This is a genomic window from Tardiphaga sp. 709 (genome assembly GCF_032401055.1).
In the GTDB taxonomy this organism is placed as follows: Bacteria; Pseudomonadota; Alphaproteobacteria; order Rhizobiales; family Xanthobacteraceae; genus Tardiphaga.
In genome coordinates this window covers 3,034,693-3,048,591 of record NZ_CP135529.1, presented here as the reverse complement: position 1 = coordinate 3,048,591, position 13,899 = coordinate 3,034,693, and the positions used below count along the sequence as shown (strand labels likewise).

Here is a 13,899-nt window from a genome sequence, read left to right as displayed (position 1 = left end):
CTCCTTGCGTCAGCCGGCCTGTTTCACGCGCATGTACCATTCGACGAGACGGCGAACCTGACGCTCGGTGTAGCCGCGATCGACCATCCGTGCGACGAAGTCGTCATGCTTTTTCTCGGTCTCGCCGTCCTTCTTCGATCCAAAGGAGATCACCGGAAGCAGATCTTCAACTTGAGAGAAGATGCGCTTTTCAATGACTTCCCTGATCTTCTCATAACTCGTCCAGGTCGGATTCTTTCCACCGTGCTGTGCCCGCGAGCGAAGCGAGAACTTCACGACTTCGTTGCGGAAGTCCTTGGGGTTGGCAATTCCGGCCGGCTTTTCGATCTTGCTCAGTTCCTGATTGAGCAATTCGCGATCGAGCAATTGTCCGGTGTCGGGATCCTTGAAGTCCTGATCCTCGATCCAGGCATCGGCATAGTCGACGTAACGATCGAACAGGTTCTGGCCGTAGTCCGAATAGGATTCCAGATAAGCTTTCTGGATTTCGTGACCGATGAACTCCGCATAACGCGGTACCAGTTCGGCCTTGATGAATTCGAGATAACGTTTTTCGACTTCATCAGGCATCTGCTCCCTGCGGATCGCCTGCTCCAGCGTATACATCAGGTGCACGGGATCCGCCCCAATCTCCGACGTGTCGTGATTGTAGGTCGCGGCCAGAACTTTGAACGCGAAGCGCGTCGAGGCACCGTCCATGCCTTCATCAACACCGGCGGCGTCCTTGTATTCCTGAACGCTGCGGGCCTTTGGATCCGACTCTTTCAGGCTTTCGCCGTCATAGACCCGCATCTTGGCGAAGGTCGTCGAGTTCTCGTGCTTGCGTAGCCGCGACATCACGGAGAAGCGTGCCAGGGTTTCCAGCGTCGCCGGTGCGCAAGGTGCGGTGGCAAGTTCGGAGCCCTGAATGAGCTTCTCGTAGATCTTCTGTTCTTCGGTGACGCGCAGGCAGTACGGGACCTTGATGACGCAGATACGATCGATGAAGGCTTCATTATTCTTGTTGGCTTTGAAACTCTGCCACTCGGACTCGTTGGAGTGGGCGAGAATCACGCCAGTGAACGGGATTGCGCCGATATTTTCGGTGCCGATATAATTGCCTTCCTGCGTCGCCGTCAGCAGCGGATGCAGCATCTTGATCGGCGCTTTGAACATTTCGACGAATTCAAGCACGCCCTGATTGGAGCGGTTGAGGCCGCCGGAATAGCTGTAGGCGTCCGGGTCGTTCTGGGCGAAGATTTCGAGCTTGCGGATATCCACCTTGCCGACCAGCGAGGAGATGTCCTGGTTGTTCTCGTCGCCGGGTTCGGTCTTGGCGATGGCGATCTGGCGCAATCGTGACGGCTGGATACGGGCGACGCGGAATTGCGAGATGTCGCCGCCGAAAGATTCGAGCCGCTTGTAGCACCACGGACTCATGAGGCCCGTAAGGCGTCGGCGTGGAATGCCGTATTTATCTTCGATCATCGGGCCGAGTGTGTCCGGATCGAACAGGCTGAGCGGGCTTTCATAAACCGGAGAGAGTTCGTCGCCGGCTTTCAACACATAAATGGGATGGACTTCCATCAAGGCCTTGAGGCGCTCGGCAAGCGATGATTTGCCGCCGCCGACCGGGCCGAGCAGATAGAGAATCTGCTTGCGCTCTTCGAGGCCCTGCGCCGCATGGCGGAAGAAGGCGACAATGCGTTCGATCGTATCTTCCATGCCGTGAAAGCCGGCAAAGGCTGGATAGCTACGGATGGTACGATTCAAAAAAATACGGCCAAGGCGTGGATCCTTGGCCGTGTCTATCATTTGAGGTTCGCCGATCGCCGCCAGTAGGCGTTCCGCCGCGTTCGCATATCGCATCGGGTCTCCTCTGCAGGATTCCAGATACTCGGACATCGACATGTCCGTCTCACTTCGGGCTTCGTAACTTCTAGCGAACGCATTGAACAGAGAATCGTTGTACATGATCCCTCTCTCCTTGCTGGTCGGCCGTCCTGTTGGTCGCGATGCTCCTAAGGTGGTAACGGAACGCGTCTTCCCGATCGCGACTCAACATCAGCACTATAGCCTTCAGGACACATCCAGGTCCGAAATCGCGCAATGCGATCTGAGTGCAGCGCGCGACTCATATTCAGGCACTTGCTTATAAGTTAGGCGAGTTTTGCCATCTCTCAAGGGCTAACAAAGCGATTGTGCACGCCTGTGACTCGAACGCCACAAAGTTGCCGTATGTTTTAAAGCTTTCGGAGTCCTGTACCGATGGCGCAGTTTGGATGAGTCGAAACGCGCACAAGAGTGCTGGTTAACGGAGGTTGCGCTCAGTTCCGATCGCTGGGCAGGACCGGCAGCGGAGTCACCTCGATACCTTCATCGATCAGCGACCGTGCTTCATCCGGCGTTGCTTCGCCGTAGATCGGACGATGTTCGATGTCGCCATAATGCATCTTGCGGGCTTCGGTCGGGAAGCTTTCACCGACATTGTCCGCGTTTTTGGTGACGTGATCGCGCAGTTCTTTCAGCTTGGCGCGCAGCTCGGCTTCCTGCGCCGCCATCATTAGCGGGGCTGTGGTCTCGGAACCGGCGTCAGGGGCGGGGGCCTCTGCGGGTGCCGGGCGATTCTTGCTCTTGGTCAGGATGCGCGGGGCCATAATGGCCTTTTCGACCTTCACCGATCCGCAGTTCGGGCAATTCACCAGCTTACGCTTCACCTGGGAGTCATAGGCGCCGGAACTCTGGAACCAGCTTTCGAAAGCATGGCCCTTCTCGCAGCGCAGGTCGTAACGGATCATGTCGCTTGCCGGACAAGGTGCAGATAGTCAGGGCCCGATTTGGGATCGCTGACGCTGAAGCGGCGGCCGTGCTGCAGGGACGGTACGGTCTTGCGCGCTTCCGTCACCTTCGCAGGATCGATCTTGGCCAGAATGAAGCCCGGCTCGACGCCGGTCGCTTCGGCCAGAACCACGCCCCATGGGTCGATGATCAGCGAGTGTCCATAGGTCGCACGCTTGTTCTCATGCACGCCGCCCTGGGCCGCCGCAAAGACGAAGCAGCCGGTCTCGATGGCGCGGGCGCGCAGCAACGTGTGCCAATGGGCTTCGCCGGTCTTCTGGGTGAAAGCCGAGGGCACGGTGAGGAACGACGCGCCGCTTTCGGCCAATGCGCGGTACAGCGCCGGGAAGCGCACATCGTAGCAGATGGTCAGGCCGATGCGGCCCCAGGGGAGATCGGAGATGACGGCGGTCTCGCCCGGCTGATAATTCGCGGATTCGCGATAGCTCTCGCCGTTCGGCAGGTCGATGTCGAACATGTGGATCTTGTCGTAGCTCGCCAGGACATTGCCATCCGGTCCGATCAGGAACGAGCGATTGGCGGCGCGTTCCGGATTGGCCAGCACGGCCAGCGATCCGATATGCAGGTAGATATTCAGCTCTGCGGCGAGCGCGCGATAGGCCTTCAGCGAGAGGTCGTCTTCCTCCGGACGCAGATGTTCGAACAGCGCCGTGCGGTTGAGCTGCATCATGTTGCTCACTTCCGGCGTGAGCACATAGTCGGCGCCGGCGAGCGCGGCTTCGCGGATCAGATGCCGGCCCTGTTCGAGGCTGGCCTCGGGCAGCAAGCCGGTGCGCATCTGCACCATGGCGGCGGTGAAGGTCTGGGGCTCGGACGTCGGGGATGTCTGGCTCATGAGGTGGCCTTCTCGCCTGCGATCATGGCGTCAAATTTGCCTTCGCGGTCCAATGCGTAGAGATCGTCGCAGCCGCCGATCAGAGTGCCGCCGATGAAAATCTGCGGGAAGGTGGCGCCGGGATAGGTACGGTCGAACATTTCCTGGCGCAGCTTCGGATCGGTCGCGGTGTCGAAATGGGTGAATGCAGTTTTCTTGCGCTGGAGCAGCGAGATCGCGGCGCTGCAATAGCCGCAGCCGGGGCGGGTGTAGATTTCAATCGCGGCGGCCATCTGGTGCTCCGGTTCGCAGGGAAGTGTCTGATTATATGGGGACCTTGTGGGCCTCCACAACCCGCGCAAAGACCAACACGTCGACCTGGGCGGCCTTGGCGCGCAGCAGTGCCCGTGCGCAGGCGTCCGTCGTGGCACCCGAAGTCAGCACGTCGTCGACCAGAATGACGCGGCGGCCCTGGATTTCAGCCCGGCGTTCAGGCGGGACCTTGAAGGCGCCTTGGACATTACTGGCGCGCTCGGTGCGCGAAAGGCCGATCTGGTGTTCGGTCGGGCGTATTCGCCGCAAGGCGTCGCGGGATATAGCAACGCCGCTCTGCCGGCCGATTGCCCGTGCCAGCGCGCCGGACTGGTTGAAGCGCCGGCTGAAGCCGCGCCGCCAATGCAGCGGCACCGGCACCAGAATATCGGCATCCGCTAGCAATTCCTTCCCCGCACGTGCCATCCAGCGACCCATGATTGGCGCGAGGTCTGTCCGGTCATGATATTTCAACTGATGCACCAGCGTGCGGGCGACATCGTCATAGCGCACAGCTGCGCGGGCGCGCTGATACGCGGGTGGATCGGCAATCGCCTGCATCGACAGGATGCCCGGGCCGGGATCGTAGACGAAGGGGATGCCGAGCCGGCTGCAGAACGGCGGCGCGATGAAGGACAGCTTGCCCCAGCAGGCCGCGCAGACCCCTTCGTCGGCGACGGGTTCCCGGCAGGCGACACAGAGCGTCGGCAGCGCGATGTCGAGCGCAAGACGGGCGGTTTGCGTCCATGCAGACCGGCAAAGCCTCAGCGCGCCGCGCAATTGCGCGGGGAGGGACCATGACACTGTCGCCTCTGCGTCCATGGTTGAAGGCTAGAGCGGGCCTTGATGACTCTCAAGCAACAATCTCAGGCCTCATCCTGAGGAGCGGCAACTTGGCCGCGTCTCGAAGGATGGAGCCAGGCGAGTTCATGGTTCGAGACGGCGCAAATGCGCCTCCTCACCATGAGGGACTAAGTGTACGGATTGCCAGATCCCTTGTCTTCGGCGTACCAAGCCGCATGGCTCAGACCCCGAATGCCGCACCTATTCTGTTCGATCGCGCTCTGCTGCGAGCGCGGCAGGCGCGTGCATCGCGGCTGGGCGCCGAGAATTTCCTGCTGGATCGTGTCATCGCCGACATGGACGAGCGATTGCAGGCGGTGCTGCGCCAGTTCGACAATGCCGCTGACGTCGCGACGCCGGGCAACCGTCTGCATGACGTCGTGGCCGGGCGTGTCGGCCATCTCACACATGCCGACGTGCCCGACGTCGAAAGCGATGGTCTCAATCTCGCGCCGGCGTCGCTCGATCTCGTCATCTCCGCGCTCGGGCTGCACTTCGTTAACGATCTGCCCGGCGTCATGGCGCAGATCCGCCGCGCGCTGAAGCCTGATGGTCTGCTGCTGGCCGCAATGCTCGGCGGCGACACGCTGACCGAGCTGCGGCAGTCCTTCGCCGCGGCGGAAGCCGAACGCGAAGGCGGCATCTCGCCGCGCGTCGCACCAATGGCCGATCTGCGCGATGTCGGCGCATTGTTGCAGCGCGCGGGATTTGCGCTGCCGGTGACCGATGTCGATCGCGTCGTGGTGCGCTACGACAGCGCCTTCGGTCTGATGCAGGATCTGCGCAGGATGGGCGCCACCAATGTACTGGTCGAGCGCCGCCGGGCGCCGCTCCGCCGCGCGACCCTGCTGCGTATGGCGCAGATCTACAGCGAGCGTTTCGCCGATCCGGACGGCCGCATCCGCGCGACGTTCGACATCATCTGGCTCTCCGGCTGGGCGCCGCATGAGAGCCAGCAGAAGCCGCTGAAGCCGGGTTCGGCGAAGGCAAGTCTTGCCGACGCGGTGAAGCGGCTGAAGCCCTAGAGCAGATCGATCAGATGCGGGATCAGCGGGATATCCGCAGCCGGCATCGGATAGTCGCGTAGCTTGTTCGGCCGCACCCAGGCGAGGTTCTGGCCTTCCCTGGAGATCGCGAGGCCTTCCCAGCGCCGGCAGATATAGAGCGGCATCAACAGGTGGAAATCCTCATAGGCATGGCTGGCGAAGGTCAGCGGCGCAAGGCAGGCTTCCTTCACGGAGATCCCGAGTTCTTCATCGAGCTCGCGGATCAGCGCCGCTTCCGGGCGTTCGCCGGGCTCCAGCTTGCCACCGGGAAATTCCCACAGGCCGGCCAGCGCCTTGCCTTCCGGCCGCTGCGCGATCAGCACGCGGCCGTCGGGATCGATCAATGCGCAGGCGACGACGAGAACGAGTTTCATATGGTCTCGCGATAGTTGGGCGCGGCCGACATCAGCGGCGCGCAAGGAACGATCATATCGCCCGGCTTTCCCGGAGCAGTCTCGATATTGGCGGGCTTCGCCAGTGGCTCGGTCGCCGGAGCGATCTGAATATCGACATGTGTCCTGGTACGAAAGCGCCGCCAGTCGATCATATAGTCCACCGTATCCGGCCCGGAGAAGTCGGCGCGGGGTGTGTAGATCACCTGGAGCGCTCGCGTGCGTCGCCCGACACAGGTCTGATCGTCGGTGACGAGATTTTTGCGTATCGTGACCGTGATCGTCCTGCCGCACAGGCTGCCATGGCTTGGCGGCGTGACGATGGAAAGCCGCGGCAGCACTGGTTCGCAATTCTTGTTCCAGCGCACCGCAAAGCCGATGCCAACTTCCTGACCCGCCTTGGTGCTGCGGGTTAGCATCTGCTCCCGGTCGGTCATGGTCTCCTGCGCCTGGCCTTGGCCAGACGACAGGATCAAAGCCCATGCGACGACCGTGAGGAGTCTCACGACCGATAGTCACCGTTGATGGCGACATATTCCTTGGTGAGGTCGCAGGTGAGCACGCGGTCGCGGCCCTTGCCGAGGCCGAGGGTGACCTTGATCTGCACCTTCGGATTCTTCATCGCGTTGGACACTTCGGTCTCGTCATAGGACGGATCGCGTGCGCCCAGTTTGGCGACGCGGATGCCGTTGAAGGAGATCGAGAGCTTGTCGCGATTGGCGGGCTCGCCGGCCTTGCCGACAGCCATGACCACGCGGCCCCAATTGGCATCTTCGCCGGCGATTGCCGTTTTCACCAGCGGCGAATTGGCGATCGACATGGCGATCTTCCGCGCCGAAGCCTTGGTCGTCGCACCTTCGACGACGACTTCCACCAGCTTGCGCGCGCCTTCGCCGTCGCGTGCGACCTGTTCGGCGAGGTCGTTGAGAATGACGTTCAGCGCCTTCACGAAGGGCTTCAGCCTGATATCGCTGGCCTTGGTGATCTTCGGTGCGCCCTGCGCGGCTGCGGCGCCGGTCGCGAACATCAGCAGAGTGTCCGAGGTCGAGGTGTCACCGTCGATGGTCACCGCGTTGAACGAATCTTCCACGCCGGCCTTCAGCAGTGCCTGCAATGCGGGTGCGCTGATCGGCGCATCCGTGAAGATGAAGGACAGCATCGTCGCCATGTCCGGCGCGATCATGCCCGCGCCCTTGGCCATGCCGTTGATGGTGACCTTGGCCTTGCCGAGTTTCACGGTGGCGGTGGCGACCTTCGGGAAAGTGTCGGTGGTCATGATCGCCTTGGCGGCGTCCATCCAGCCGTCCGGCCCGGCGCTTTCCGCCAGTGTGGCGAGCACGCCGTTGAACTTGGTGGCGTCGAGTGGCTCGCCGATCACGCCGGTCGAGGCCAGGAAGATCTCGTTCGGCTTGCAGCCGACGGCCTTGGAGGCGATGTCGCCGGTGAGTTTGGTCGAGGCCTTGCCGGTCTTGCCGGTGAAGGCATTGGCATTGCCGGAATTGACCACCAGCGCCTGCGCCTTGCCGTTTTTCAACACGGCGCGGCACCATTCCACGGGAGCCGACGGGCACTTCGACTTGGTGAACACGCCCGCTGCCGTCGTGCCCTTGTCCATCACCGCGAGCAGCACGTCGGTGCGGCCCTTGTAGCGGATGCCGGCGGCGGCGGTGGCGAGGCGCACGCCTGCAATGGCGGGCATCTCGGGAACGTCGGTCGGGGCGAGGGGGGAGACGGGGGACGGCTTGGCCATGAGTGCTTTCAGCTTTCGTAAAAAGATGAAGCGCTCTGTATCACCTCTGCCACCGTGGTGGGAGAGGGCTTCATGGCGAAGGGAGCAATGTCATGTCTCCGTCATGCGCCGTCTGGTCGCGCATGATCCTGTCCGAAACCGGGACTAGCCCGGGCCGAATTTGAACTTGCCGTCGTCTTCGAGGAACGGGCCGCTGCGCATATAGAGCTGGCCGTTCTCGCCGATAAAGAAGAGCGTGTTCTTCGGCACTTTCTTGGCGCCCTTCAGCAGGAACTTGGCATTGTTGGTGCCCATCTTGTACGCGAAGGTCTTGCCTGACGCGTCGTAGCCATAGCCCATGTCGGGCGAGAGCACCCAAGGTGTCGGTGCCTGAGCCAGCGCAGGGCCGGCCAGGGCCGATGTCACCAGCGCCGTGGCGCACAGCATCGTAAAGGCTCGAGCGGTCATCCCAAATTCTCCGAAACGTGTTTTTGAAAGTACATCGCGGCTGCGCGGTTGTCTTGAACAAATCACGAACGGTGACAGGCCGTCAATACGACATGCGGTCGCGACAGAGTTTGTTATTTCGCAAGCGCGGTCTGGCGACTATCTTTCGCATTCGGGCTAAGCCGGTCCACGATGAATTCGGCGATGGGGATGATTCGACAATGCGAGCGATGGTGAAAAGTCTTCTGGTTGTTGGCGCGGTGGTATTTGCGCCTGGTCTTTCTGCGGCGGATGATTTCAAGCTCAGCAACAACCAGCGCATCTCCTGCGGGCGTGGGCTTGCCGCTGGCAAGCTGAGTACGGCGACCTGCCGCTCTTATGCCTATCTGTTCAATGCGAAGACCTCGGAATATTTCCGTTGCTCGGTGTCGCTATCGATGACGCGTGATGCCAAGGAAGTCATCAACGTCCAGAGCGATGGCGCTTGCGTGAAGAAGCCGCGCGTGTTCGACACCGACTCCAGCTATTCCTTCGATGCCACGGAGACCGAGCCGCCGAACACCAATTCGTTCTTCGGCAATGGTGGTTTTGCCATGTGGGTCAGCGACAACACCCAGCAGAAAATTCGTGGCTGTGTCACGATTCCCTCGGGGCTTGGCTTGGACGTGTCGCGCTGCATCGACATGAAGTTCGAGTAGACGGTCTTCCTTTTCCCACGGCGCAGTTATCGTAGGATGCTCTCGGTCGTCATGGCCGGACTGGTTCCGGCCATCCACGCCTTCCTTTGTCGCCAAGACGTGGATACGCGGGACAAGCCCGCGCATGACGGCGTTTGGTTCGGGCGTTCGCGCGTCACGCGATTTCAGATTCAACTGTCAAACAGCCACTGCCCTTCAGACATGCGTCATCGCCCCCATTGTTTGCGGCGCGGGAGCGCCGTCGTGTTTCGCATTCCCGCCCCCTTGTGAGAGGGCGTGCGGAACGCCGGGTGCCCGTTGCACCCTTGGGCCTGATGCCAAATGCGGTCTTCCGCAATTGTGAGTGCATCAGGACTTTCGGAGGCGCCGGGCAAGTGCCCAGCGTTCCGCCTGCGGTGTTTTTTCGGTTGCCTGCACATCTGCCATGGCGAACGGTCCCATCACCAAAATTAGTGTCCCAGGGCGGAGGGACAGGGTAGCCGCAAAGCACTTGGCCGAACGCATTTCGATTTGGTCGTCCGTCACACTGTCCAGGGCTCTTTCCATCCCAAGGTCGGCCGTCTCCTTGCCAGTGGCAGTGCTGGCGCAGATCCGTCCTGCCCGAAGACAGACGTCACCCCCAAACCGCGTGACGCCGCATCTCCGGCGTCCACCGCATCCAGCCCCGCGAACGTGACGATCGCGCTCGCCCCTCTCATCGGGGCCGGACGGAGGGGAATATAAACCTGATAGAGATGCTGTCAACGGGAGATAGGAAAAAATGTTTAGGCGTTACTTGCCGCCTCAGACTGTCATTCCGGGGCGGCTGCGCGCCTTCGCGCAGGCGAACCCGGAATCCCAGCATGGGAGTTTCTAGTCAGCGCAAAACACACTGAGATTCCGGGTTCGCGTCCGGCAAGTGCCGGCCGCGCCCCGGAATGACAGCGGCGAGCAATCGCAGCCTCAAAAGCAAAAGGGCACGCGCTTCAGCGCGTGCCCTTTGATGTGTTGAGCTCAAGAAGGGAGCGAGACAGGCAGGTGCGTCTAACGCCCTGCCAACCCCGCGCTGCCTTTACTCCGGCTTGATGCCGGCGAACTGGGCGACTTTGCCCCACTTTTCGATTTCGGACTGCACATAGGCATCCATGTCGGCTGGCGAACCGCCGGTCGGATCGGCGCCGAGCTTGATCAGGCGGGCAGTGCCGTCGGCCGACTTGATGAACTTGTCGGTCGAGGCATTGAGCTTCGCAATGATCTCCTTCGGCGTCTTCGCCGGGGCTGCGATGGTGAACCAGGAGGCGGCGTCGTAGCCGGGAACGCCAGCTTCCGCGATGGTCGGAATGTCCTTCATTGGCTCCCAGCGCTTGCTGGTGGAAACGGCAAGTGCGCGGATCTGGTTGCTCTCCGCGAAAGGCTGCGCGGCCGGCAGGTTGTCGATCATCACATGGACGCGGCCGCCGATCAGGTCGGTTAGTGCCGGGGCGCTGCCCTTGTAAGGCACATGGGTCAGCTTCACGCCGGTCATCGATTTGAACAGTTCGGTCGACAGATGCGCGGTCGAGCCGAGGCCCGGCGTGCCGTAGAAATATTCGTCCGGCTTGGCCTTGGCGAGTTCGATGAATTCCTTGACGCTTTTGGCCGGCAGCGAATTGGTCACCGAGAACAGGTTCGGCACCTTGGCGATCACGATCACCGACGCCAGATCCTTGACCGGATCATAGGTCATGTTCTTGAACACGAACTTGTTGATTGCATGGGTGCCGGGCGTGCCGACGAGGAAGGTGTAGCCATCGCCTTCGGCTTTGGCGACGAAATCAGCGGCGATGTTGCCGCCGGCGCCGGCCTTGTTCTCGACGATGAACTGCTGGCCCATCTCTTCGGACATCTTCTGCGCGACGACGCGGGCCAGAATGTCGGTGGTGCCGCCGGCCGCGAACGGAACGATGAACTTCACCGGCTTGGTGGGCCACTCTGCGGCGCTGGCGCGGCGCGACAGGATCGGCAGGGTGCCGAGGGCAGCCGCGCCGCCGAGGATCACGGAGCGGCGGGACGGGAAGCGGGTCGATGATGACATCTCGAAGAGTCCTTTTGCATGTCGGACAGGCCGCGCGGCTGCGACGCGCGATCTGATTGAGGGTGTTTAAGACAATGAAGGGAGGCCGGGATCAAGTGGGAACCGGCACGGCTGGGGCAACGAACCCGACGGTCCGCTCCTGCGACTCATCTGCGCAACCGGCAGGTCCTTTCAGCTTCTCCCGATCAGGCGTTTCCATGGACAACATGCATGGGAACGTACGGGGTGGATGGTACTATGCTGCGCTGCGAGTTGCTACCGCAATGCAATACCATCCTTAAGCATTTGGTACTAACGGCTGATGACGTGCGTCGGAAGGTCGCGTCTCCGGCATGGCGACGATGAACAGGATGAGGCCGATCCCCGCCAAAGCGGCAAGCGCCAGGAATGCCGCGCTATAGCCGGCCTTGACCACGATTACGCCGGCAATCGCTGTACTGAGCGCGCCGCCCAGCCCCGCCGCCGTCGCGATCGCGCCCTGGCTGATATTGAAGTGGCCGGTGCCGTAAGTGAGGTCCGCGACAACAAGCGGAAAGATCGCGCCGAAGATTCCGGCGCCGATTCCGTCGAGGGTCTGCACGCCGACCAGCCAGTAGGGACTGTCAGAGAGCGGATACAGCGCGCCGCGCAGCGCCAGCACTGCGAGCGCGCAGGCGAAGATCGGCTTGCGGCCCCAGACATCGGCCTTGCGGCCGACCAGCATGGCGACCGGCACCATCACCAATTGCGCGGCGACGATGCAGACCGACATCAGCGTGGTGCCAAGCTCGTTGTTCACCAGCGCGAGTTTCTGGCCGACCAGCGGCAGCATCGCCGCATTGGAGAAGTGAAACAGCACGGTGGCGGCGGCAAATATCAGGAGCGGCTTGCAGGTCAGCAGCACCTGAAAGCCGGATGGCCGCTCGGCGGCATCGTGCTCGTGGGTATCCTCGCGATCGCCGAGGCCGCGGGCCATCTGGTGATCGATGGCGCCAGCGGGGATCGTCAGCGTCGCGATAATGCTCGCGGCAGCCATGGCCGCCATCAGCCAGAACACGACGATAGGCCCAAAAGAATAGGCGAAGACGCCGGCCAACGTCGCCGCCGTCGCGTTGCCGGCATGGTTGAACGCCTCGTTGCGGCCGATCCGGCGCGCAAAGGCTCTGGGGCCGACAATGCCGAGTGTGATCGCCGCCAGTGCCGGCGCGAAGACGGCCGCGGCGACGCCGGTCAGTGCCTGTGTCGTGGCGACGAACAGGAAGCCGGGGTAGAGTGGCAGCACGATCGAGCCGAGTGTGACGATGACGGCGGCAAGAATGACGATGGCGCGCTTGGCCGTGGTCTTGTCGATCAGGGCGCCGGCAGGGGTCTGCGCGATGATGCCAGCGAGGGCGGCGACCGACATCACGATGCCGATCGAGGCTTCATCCCATTTCTGAACCGTGAGGAGATAGATCGCGAGATAGGGCCCCAGGCCATCGCGGACATCGGCAAGAAAGAAGTTCAGCGCGTCGAGGGGGTGTTGGGTCTTGTAGGCGTCGTGCACGCATGGTCCTCACGGCACGTGAGGTGCCCCGCAGGCAACGGCGGCTGGTTGATCCGGTTCCGCGGTATTCGACGCGGTCGCTGTCCCATCGGCTGTCGTCCCCACTCCGCGTGCGCCTTTGGCGCATCAGGCGCAGATGACAGGAGAGTGGATTGTTATTCCCTCAAACAGAAGCCGCGACACTTGCGTGTCGCGGCTCAAAGGTTGGTCGGTGAGGCCGGCCTTACTTGCCGATGCCCTTTTCCTTGAAGTATTTCAGCGCGCCCGGATGGAACGGCACCGGGGAGCGCTCCTGCACCTGGTTGTCGAGCGAGAAGCTCTCGGCCTCCTTGTGCACGGCGACGATGTCGGCCTTCTTCTCCACCAGCGTCTTGACGATGTTGTAGGCGTCGTCGTCGCTCATCTTGTTGCCGGTGACGATGATGTTCCAGACTTCGGTATTGGCGTTGTCCTTGTCCATGCCGGGATAGATGCTCTTGCTGATGGTCGAGGGCGAATACAGCTTGCCGTATTTCTCGTTCATCTTGGCGGCGAGATCGGCGTGGTCGACGAACTTGATCTTCATGCCGGGTGTGGCGGCGAGATCGGTGACGGCGGCAGTGGGGACGCCGCCGACCCAGAAGAACGCGTCGATCTTGCGGTCCTTGATGGCGTTGACGGACTCAGCGACGCCGAGGCGCTCGCGCTTCATGTCCTTGTCCTTGTCGAGACCGGCGGCCTCGATGACGCGGAACGCCATCACTTCGGTGGCACCGCCCGGCGAGCCCGTGGAGACGCGCTTGCCCTTGAGATCTGACATCTTCTCGATGCCGGCGCCCTCGATGGTCACGATATGCATGCGGTTCGGATAGACCACCAGCAAGGTCTGCAGCGGCACCTTGCCGCTCTTGAATTTGTCCTGGCCGTTCAGCGCGTCGAGCGCGGCGTCGGCCATGCTGAAGCCGAGTTCGCTCTGGCCCGAGGCGATTAGCTTGAGGTTATCGACCGAGCCGCCGGTGACTTCCGCCGTGGCCTGCGTGTTCGGCAGCGCCTTCGACAGCACGTTAGCGATGGCGCCGCCGAGCGGATAATAGACGCCGCCAGTGCCGCCGGTGCCGATCGCCATGGTCTTCTGCTGCGCGATGGCCGCGCCGGCAAGGCCGGCCGTCGCGACCAGCGCCACGGCAATCGATGTCTTTCTGAAACGCTTGAACATGGTTGTC

General features: G+C 62.0%; 14 protein-coding genes. 2 read left to right on the top strand and 12 right to left on the bottom strand.

All coding sequences use genetic code 11. The features are described 5' to 3' along the window. Positions 1 to 9: 9 nt before the first annotated feature. From RSO67_RS14995 to RSO67_RS14975, 5 genes are all read right to left on the bottom strand, one after another. Complete coding sequence (locus tag RSO67_RS14995) at positions 10 to 1,953, bottom strand: PrkA family serine protein kinase (protein ID WP_315844076.1); 1,944 nt, start codon at positions 1,951 to 1,953, stop codon at positions 10 to 12. 353 nt (positions 1,954 to 2,306) lie between these two features. After that, entirely contained in the window at positions 2,307 to 2,777 is a 471-nt protein-coding gene (locus RSO67_RS14990) for a DUF1178 family protein (RefSeq protein WP_315844075.1), read from the bottom strand. Then, positions 2,774 to 3,673 carry a carbon-nitrogen hydrolase family protein gene (locus RSO67_RS14985; RefSeq protein WP_315844074.1) on the bottom strand — a complete coding sequence of 300 codons (900 nt, stop codon included), beginning with the start codon at positions 3,671 to 3,673 and terminating at the stop codon, positions 2,774 to 2,776. Before RSO67_RS14985 ends, RSO67_RS14990 begins: the two co-directional genes overlap by 4 nt. Then, entirely contained in the window at positions 3,670 to 3,945 is a 276-nt protein-coding gene (gene grxC, locus RSO67_RS14980; RefSeq protein ID WP_315844073.1) for a glutaredoxin 3, read from the bottom strand. The genes RSO67_RS14985 and grxC overlap by 4 nt, the downstream gene beginning before the upstream one ends. Before the next feature lie 31 nt (positions 3,946 to 3,976). Next, positions 3,977 to 4,786 (bottom strand): ComF family protein, encoded by an 810-nt coding sequence (locus RSO67_RS14975; RefSeq protein ID WP_315844072.1) that lies wholly within the window; start codon positions 4,784 to 4,786, stop codon positions 3,977 to 3,979. A 197-nt stretch (positions 4,787 to 4,983) separates the two neighbouring features. Between RSO67_RS14975 and RSO67_RS14970 the strand changes: the two genes are divergently transcribed. Further along, positions 4,984 to 5,832 (top strand): methyltransferase domain-containing protein, encoded by an 849-nt coding sequence (locus RSO67_RS14970; RefSeq protein WP_315844071.1) that lies wholly within the window; start codon positions 4,984 to 4,986, stop codon positions 5,830 to 5,832. Here the strand turns inward: RSO67_RS14970 and RSO67_RS14965 are convergent. The 4 genes from RSO67_RS14965 to RSO67_RS14950 form a co-directional block, all read right to left on the bottom strand. Then, positions 5,829 to 6,227 (bottom strand): (deoxy)nucleoside triphosphate pyrophosphohydrolase, encoded by a 399-nt coding sequence (locus RSO67_RS14965; RefSeq protein WP_315844070.1) that lies wholly within the window; start codon positions 6,225 to 6,227, stop codon positions 5,829 to 5,831. The two genes, RSO67_RS14970 and RSO67_RS14965, sit on opposite strands and share 4 nt — an antisense overlap. Beyond that, positions 6,224 to 6,751, bottom strand: coding sequence for a hypothetical protein (locus RSO67_RS14960; protein ID WP_315844069.1), 528 nt, complete (start codon positions 6,749 to 6,751; stop codon positions 6,224 to 6,226). The genes RSO67_RS14965 and RSO67_RS14960 overlap by 4 nt, the downstream gene beginning before the upstream one ends. Beyond that, positions 6,748 to 7,995: a bifunctional glutamate N-acetyltransferase/amino-acid acetyltransferase ArgJ gene (gene argJ / locus RSO67_RS14955; protein WP_315844068.1), complete on the bottom strand. Its 1,248-nt coding sequence runs from the start codon at positions 7,993 to 7,995 to the stop codon at positions 6,748 to 6,750. Before argJ ends, RSO67_RS14960 begins: the two co-directional genes overlap by 4 nt. 144 nt (positions 7,996 to 8,139) lie before the next feature. After that, entirely contained in the window at positions 8,140 to 8,442 is a 303-nt protein-coding gene (locus tag RSO67_RS14950) for a hypothetical protein (protein ID WP_176454733.1), read from the bottom strand. A 209-nt stretch (positions 8,443 to 8,651) separates the two neighbouring features. On the opposite strand from RSO67_RS14950, the gene RSO67_RS14945 reads away from it, so the two are divergent. Then, positions 8,652 to 9,119 (top strand): hypothetical protein, encoded by a 468-nt coding sequence (locus RSO67_RS14945; RefSeq protein WP_315844067.1) that lies wholly within the window; start codon positions 8,652 to 8,654, stop codon positions 9,117 to 9,119. Between the two features lie 1,051 nt (positions 9,120 to 10,170). Here RSO67_RS14945 and RSO67_RS14940 read toward each other — a convergent pair. From RSO67_RS14940 to RSO67_RS14930, 3 genes are all read right to left on the bottom strand, one after another. Next, on the bottom strand, positions 10,171 to 11,172 hold the full coding sequence (locus RSO67_RS14940; RefSeq protein ID WP_315844066.1) for a tripartite tricarboxylate transporter substrate binding protein: 1,002 nt from the start codon (positions 11,170 to 11,172) through the stop codon (positions 10,171 to 10,173). 277 nt (positions 11,173 to 11,449) lie between these two features. Continuing rightward, on the bottom strand, positions 11,450 to 12,697 hold the full coding sequence (locus RSO67_RS14935; protein WP_315844065.1) for an MFS transporter: 1,248 nt from the start codon (positions 12,695 to 12,697) through the stop codon (positions 11,450 to 11,452). A 223-nt stretch (positions 12,698 to 12,920) separates the two neighbouring features. Continuing rightward, entirely contained in the window at positions 12,921 to 13,892 is a 972-nt protein-coding gene (locus RSO67_RS14930) for a TAXI family TRAP transporter solute-binding subunit (protein WP_068729346.1), read from the bottom strand. Positions 13,893 to 13,899 lie beyond the last annotated feature (7 nt).

What these genes read in the sequence shown, in the direction of transcription:
- RSO67_RS14995 (WP_315844076.1), bottom strand. Translation starts at nt 1,953, where the DNA reads ATGTACAACGATTCTCTGTTCAATGCGTTCGCTAGAAGTTACGAAGCC.
- RSO67_RS14990 (WP_315844075.1), bottom strand. Translation starts at nt 2,777, where the DNA reads ATGATCCGTTACGACCTGCGCTGCGAGAAGGGCCATGCTTTCGAAAGC.
- RSO67_RS14985 (WP_315844074.1), bottom strand. Translation starts at nt 3,673, where the DNA reads ATGAGCCAGACATCCCCGACGTCCGAGCCCCAGACCTTCACCGCCGCC.
- grxC (WP_315844073.1), bottom strand. Translation starts at nt 3,945, where the DNA reads ATGGCCGCCGCGATTGAAATCTACACCCGCCCCGGCTGCGGCTATTGC.
- RSO67_RS14975 (WP_315844072.1), bottom strand. Translation starts at nt 4,786, where the DNA reads ATGGACGCAGAGGCGACAGTGTCATGGTCCCTCCCCGCGCAATTGCGC.
- RSO67_RS14970 (WP_315844071.1), top strand. Translation starts at nt 4,984, where the DNA reads ATGGCTCAGACCCCGAATGCCGCACCTATTCTGTTCGATCGCGCTCTG.
- RSO67_RS14965 (WP_315844070.1), bottom strand. Translation starts at nt 6,227, where the DNA reads ATGAAACTCGTTCTCGTCGTCGCCTGCGCATTGATCGATCCCGACGGC.
- argJ (WP_315844068.1), bottom strand. Translation starts at nt 7,995, where the DNA reads ATGGCCAAGCCGTCCCCCGTCTCCCCCCTCGCCCCGACCGACGTTCCC.
- RSO67_RS14950 (WP_176454733.1), bottom strand. Translation starts at nt 8,442, where the DNA reads ATGACCGCTCGAGCCTTTACGATGCTGTGCGCCACGGCGCTGGTGACA.
- RSO67_RS14945 (WP_315844067.1), top strand. Translation starts at nt 8,652, where the DNA reads ATGGTGAAAAGTCTTCTGGTTGTTGGCGCGGTGGTATTTGCGCCTGGT.
- RSO67_RS14940 (WP_315844066.1), bottom strand. Translation starts at nt 11,172, where the DNA reads ATGTCATCATCGACCCGCTTCCCGTCCCGCCGCTCCGTGATCCTCGGC.
- RSO67_RS14930 (WP_068729346.1), bottom strand. Translation starts at nt 13,892, where the DNA reads ATGTTCAAGCGTTTCAGAAAGACATCGATTGCCGTGGCGCTGGTCGCG.